General features: G+C 66.2%; 5 protein-coding genes. All 5 read left to right on the top strand.

Annotation, left to right across the window (positions count from 1 at the left end):
- The first annotated feature begins 58 nt into the window (after positions 1 to 58).
- Positions 59 to 796, top strand: a complete 738-nt coding sequence (gene mtgA / locus G3N93_RS34810; protein WP_174939093.1) for a monofunctional biosynthetic peptidoglycan transglycosylase — start codon at positions 59 to 61, stop codon at positions 794 to 796.
- A gap of 440 nt (positions 797 to 1,236) precedes the next feature.
- The gene (locus tag G3N93_RS34815; RefSeq protein ID WP_174934170.1) at positions 1,237 to 2,847 is read left to right on the top strand and encodes a S10 family peptidase; all 1,611 of its coding nucleotides are present in this window, start codon (positions 1,237 to 1,239) and stop codon (positions 2,845 to 2,847) included.
- Positions 2,848 to 2,929: 82 nt separating this feature from the next.
- A complete protein-coding gene (locus tag G3N93_RS34820) occupies positions 2,930 to 3,328 on the top strand; it encodes an EF-hand domain-containing protein (RefSeq protein ID WP_011350889.1) in 399 nt (132 codons plus the stop codon).
- A 350-nt stretch (positions 3,329 to 3,678) separates the two neighbouring features.
- The gene (locus G3N93_RS34825; RefSeq protein WP_011350890.1) at positions 3,679 to 4,578 is read left to right on the top strand and encodes an IclR family transcriptional regulator; all 900 of its coding nucleotides are present in this window, start codon (positions 3,679 to 3,681) and stop codon (positions 4,576 to 4,578) included.
- A partial coding sequence (locus G3N93_RS34830; RefSeq protein WP_206134999.1) for a 2-dehydro-3-deoxygalactonokinase occupies positions 4,575 to 4,836 on the top strand: 262 nt, incomplete at its 3' end. The genes G3N93_RS34825 and G3N93_RS34830, both read left to right, overlap by 4 nt.

A 4,836-nucleotide genomic window follows, 5' to 3' on the forward strand; every position in this document is an offset into this window, starting at 1 on the left:
CGCCGGTGCTGGCCGCGCTGCGCCAGGCGCTCGCGGCGAGCTGAGCGGAGCGCGGCACGTGGTGGCGGTGAGCGGCACGCAGCACACGCGGACGGTGAGCCCGACCCGCTGGATCGTCTATGCGGGATCGGTGTTCGCGCTCGCGTGGCTCGCGACGCAACTGTTCTATCTCGCGCAGATCGCGCTGTGGTCGTTCGTGAACCCGGGCTCGACCGCGTTCATGCGCACCGACGCGTGGTGGCTTTCGCGCGACAAGCCGCCCGCGCAGATCCAGCATCAGTGGGTGCCGTACGACCAGATCTCGCGCAACCTGAAGCGCGCGCTGATCGCGTCGGAAGACTCGACCTTCGCGACCAACAACGGCTACGACGTCGACGCGATCCTGCAGGCGTGGGAGAAGAACAAGGCGCGCGGCCGGATCGTCGCGGGCGGCTCGACGATCACGCAGCAGCTCGCGCGCAACCTGTTCCTGTCGCGCGAGAAGAGCTACATCCGCAAGGGGCAGGAGCTCATCATCACGTGGATGCTCGAGACGGTGCTCGACAAGGAGCGGATCTTCGAGATCTACCTGAATTCCGTCGAGTGGGGACGCGGCGTGTATGGTGCCGAGGCGGCCGCACGCTATTACTACCGGATTCCCGCAAGCCGGCTCGGCGCGTGGCAATCGGCGCGTCTCGCGGTGATGCTGCCGAAGCCGCGCTGGTTCGACGCGCACCGCGGCTCGGCCTACCAGGCGCAGCGCGCGGCCGTCATTGCCCGCCGGATGGGTGCGGCCGAGCTGCCGCAATCGGAGTGAACGGCGGCGCGCTCGCGCCGTCGCATTGACCGTTTCGTCACCCTTACGCCGCTCAGGCGTCGTTTGTGCGCTGCAGCGCATTCGTGTCGCGCGCATTTCGGGCCACATCCTTTAGACGAATCCATCTATTTCGTTTTGCTGATCAATGCAGGGTGTCGTGCGACTTTATTAGTCGATATGGCACGAAATTCGGAGATTTTTAGTATTTCCGGATAAACGCGAAAGTCAGTGAAAGGCACGTGAAATGCAACGTTTCGCGAACCGAAGCATTCCTGAAAGGTGTGCGCTGCACCGGCCGCCAGCCAAATATTTCAAAATTTTTCAAAGCTGACGGGCTCGCGTATATTGGCCAGCGCCTCGGCTTATCGGCCGCAATCGAGGCGGGGGGCGGCTTATCCGGCTGCTCGATACAAAAAACATCCGAGAGAAGGAAAGCAACGATGCCAGCGAGCAAAGCGAAGCTGTTGTTGGGAGTGGTGTTTTCTTCGCTGATTCTGACGGCCTGCAACGACGACGTGACATCGTCCGCTGCTGCCAGCGCCGACAATTCAGCCGATCCCGCCAGTCAGGTGGACAGGGCGTACAACGATCCGAACAGTTATTCGTCGAGCGCGAACGCGTCGCTCGACGCCTCCGCCGCGGTTGAAAAGGCCGCCGTCACGCATCACCAGATCACACTCAACGGCAAGACGATCCGCTACACGGCCACGGCCGGCCACCTCGTCGCGCGCAATCCGCAGACCGGCGCGCCCGAAGCATCGTTCTTCTATGTCGCCTATACGGCCGACAACCAGCCCGCGGCGAAGCGGCCCGTCACGTTCCTGTACAACGGCGGCCCCGGCTCGGCATCGGTGTGGCTGCACCTCGGTTCGTTCGGCCCGCGGCGGATCCAGACGGGCGACCCGAATGCGAACACGTCGACGTTCCCGTTCGTCGACAACCAGGAAAGCCTGCTCGACACGACCGACCTCGTGTTCGTCGATGCGATCGGCACCGGCTTCTCCGAAGCGGTCGCGCCGAACACGAATCAGACGTTCTGGGGCGTCGACCAGGACGGCGGCGCGTTCCGCGATTTCGTGACGCGCTACATCGCCGTGAACCAGCGCAACGATTCGCCGAAATACCTGTTCGGCGAATCGTACGGCACGCCGCGCACCGACGTGCTCGCGAACCTGCTCGAGACGGCCGGCGTGAAGCTCGCCGGCATCGTGCTGCAGTCGTCGATCCTGAACTACAACGTGAACTGCGACATGGCGAGCGACTACATCGGCAACTCGAACAATGGATCGAGCCCGGTGAGTTGCGCGGGCTTCGTGCCGTCGTATGGCACGGTCGGCGCGTACTATCAGCTCGACAACCCGAACCCGTCGAGCCTGCCGCAGTACGCGGACCAGATGCGCCTGCTGACGGCCGGCAGCTACGCGCCTGCCGTGAACGCGTACCTGGCGAGCCATACGCCGCCGCCGCCGTCCCTCGTCACGACGATGGTGAATTCGACCGGCGTGAAGCAGTCGCTGTGGAATGCGAACTTCAACGTGATCCCGACCTTCTTCGACAACAGCTTCCAGCTGTCGCTGATCCCGGGCACGCTGATCGGCCGCTACGATGCGCGCGTGAACGTGCCGGTGTCGAGCCCGCTGGCATCCGGCGGCGACCCGTCGAGCACGTACATCACGCAGCCGTTCACCGACACGATCGGCAAGTACCTGCCGAACGAGCTGAAGTACACCGCGCAGTCGGCGTATTCGTTGAGCAGCAATGCGATCAACACGTGGGACTGGACGCACGACGGTCTCGCGATGCCCGACACGATCCCCGACCTTGCTGCGGCGCTGTCGCTGAATCCGCAACTGAAGGTGCTGTCGCTGAACGGGTATCACGACATCGCGACGCCGTTCTACCAGACGGAGCTCGACCTCGCGCGACTCGGGACGCAGCCGAACCTGACGATCAAGGACTATCAGGGCGGACACATGGTCTATCTCGACGATACGTCGCGTCCGCAGGAGAAAGCCGACCTCGTGACCTTCTACAACGCGGCCGCGCACTGATGCGATGCGCAAGGCAGGCAGCGCGCGCCCGCGGTGGCGCCGCGCCTGCCGTCGACGACCTCATTCCAGACTGGAGCCTGATATGAAGAATCGTTTCATCGTCGTTGCCGCGGCGCTCGCCTGTGTCGGCGCCGCAGCATCCGTATCCGCGTTCGCGCAGGCAAGCGACGCCGCCGCCCCGGTGCGTGCGCGCCAGGCGCAGCTCGGCGATCCGTACGTGCCGCCGGCCGCGCGCAAGCCGACCGCCGGCACGCAGACGACCGGCGCCGCGCTGCATGCGCAGGTGGTGCGCAAGCTCGCGCAGCAGTTCAGCGCAGCCGACGCGCAGAACACGGGTTCGATCACCGAATCGCAGGCACGCGCGGCCGGCCTCGGCTATGTCGCGAACCACTTCCGCCAGATCGACTCGGGGGGCAACGGCCGCGTGTCGTTCGCGGACGTCCAGCGCTACATGCAGGCACGCAGCACGAGCCAGCAGTAAGCGCGGCGCGCGGTGAACAAACGGGGGCGGAACCTGCTGCACGGCGGGTTCCGCCCCCGTGCACATGAAGCCGCCGTTACGCCACGTACACGGCGGCTTCGTGCCGAATTCTCATTATCTGGGCAACGCATTCAAATATTGGAGACGAGTGCGTGCGCTCCTACAATCCGAAGCACATCGACAGCTTCGGACCCACGCATCGCGCGGCGCCCGACGCATACGGAGACACCTTCCATGAAGTTCGCCGGGCGCTTTATTCGGTGCATCGACCGCCGCCTCGTCGCGACGCCGGACGCCGTTCCGGCATCGTGCGAACGGCTTCACCGGTTCCGTTGAAGAAGCCCGCCCCCATGACCAAGATGCCCGACACACTTGCCCTCGACGCCCGGCGTGCGACGCCGGACGATGCGTCGCTGACCGACAGCATCGGCGCGACCAGCACGCCGCTCGATCTCGCTGCGCAGCAGGCCGGCACGCAGACGCTGCTGCGCGGTCTTGCGATTCTCGAGGCGATCGCGAACGGCGCGCGTGACATGCGCGCGATCGGCGCCGCGCTCGGCACGACGCGCAGCACCACGCACCGCCTCGTCAGCAGCCTCGTGCAGGCGCGCTACCTGCGCCAGGTGCAGGGCGGCTACCTGCTCGGCCCGAAGCTGATCGAACTCGGCACGATCGCGCTCGAGCAGATGCCGCTCACCGCGGTGGCGCGCCCGCACCTCGAAGCGCTTGCGGAAGCGACGCTCGACACGATCCATCTCGGCGTGCGCGACGGCGACGACGTGCTGTACATCGACAAGATTCCCGGCACGCGCGGCCTCGAGATGCGCTCGCGCGTCGGCCACCGGATGCCGCTCGCGTCGACCGGCATCGGCAAGGCGATGATGCTCGACACCGATCCCGACACGTGGCGCTCGCTGTTCGAGGCCGCCCGGCGGGCGCTCGCCGGCGTCAATTTCAAGCCGGACAACCGGCCCGAGACGAGCGCGTTCCTGCAGCGCATGGCGCATTACGCGGCCGGCGGCTATACGTTCGATCTCGAGGAGAACGAGGCGTCGATCCGCTGCGTGGCCGCACCGATCCGCGACGCATCGGGCGCGATCGTCGCGGCCGTGTCGGTCGCGAGCACGATTCCGTACATGCCGCACGACCGGATGGACGAACTGATTCCGCTCGTGCAGCGCGAAGCGCGAGCCATTTCCGCGGAACTGGGCTGGAGCCCGCCGCAGGGTACCCGCAGGATCAAACGATGACGACTTCGACCCGGCCCGTTCCGGATGCCAGCTCCGCCACCCCGTCGCTGATCGCGCTCGACTGGGGCACGACGTCGCTGCGCGCTTACCTGTACGACGCGCATGGCGCGCTGATCGACACGCGCAGCCGTGCGGCGGGCGTGATGCATGTGCCCGGCGGCGGCGCGCGCGCGTTCGACGCGGTGTTCGAGGAAGCGTGCGGTGACTGGCTCGACCGCACGCCGGGCCTGCCGGTGCTCGCTGCCGGGATGGTCGGCA

It is taken from the genome of Burkholderia sp. Se-20378 (genome assembly GCF_017104665.1).
In the GTDB taxonomy this organism is placed as follows: domain Bacteria; phylum Pseudomonadota; class Gammaproteobacteria; order Burkholderiales; family Burkholderiaceae; genus Burkholderia; species Burkholderia lata.